This is a genomic window from Pseudomonas sp. DE0010, from assembly GCF_007680745.1.
Taxonomy (GTDB): Bacteria; Pseudomonadota; Gammaproteobacteria; order Pseudomonadales; family Pseudomonadaceae; genus Aquipseudomonas; species Aquipseudomonas parafulva_B.
In genome coordinates, this window is record NZ_VEJQ01000191.1 from 1 (window position 1) to 281 (window position 281).

At 67.6% G+C, this 281-nt stretch carries 1 protein-coding gene; it reads right to left on the bottom strand.

Features of this window, described 5'->3' with window-relative positions; all coding sequences use genetic code 11:
* Window positions 1-281: hypothetical protein (locus FS767_RS23290; protein WP_256674312.1), on the bottom strand; the 281-nt coding region annotated here is incomplete at both ends.

A 281-nucleotide genomic window follows, 5' to 3' on the forward strand; every position in this document is an offset into this window, starting at 1 on the left:
TCTCCTTTTCCAAGGCGAGCTTTTCCACCACGTCCAGCGCCTGGTCGTAGCGCTGGTTGAAGGCGCGCTCGATGGCGCTCTTCTTCTGCTGGAAGGCCGGGTGCTCGAACACCGCCGGAAAGGTCGCCAGCAGGTTGTCGATGACGTCGTCGTCGAGGGCGTCGAGCAGGGCGAAGCTGTTGCTGCCGGCGGCGTTGAGCAGCACGTTGACGCCCTGGCCGCGGCTGGCTTCGGCCAGCACCGCCTGGCGATCGGCCCGGCGGGTGAGGTCGGCATCGAGC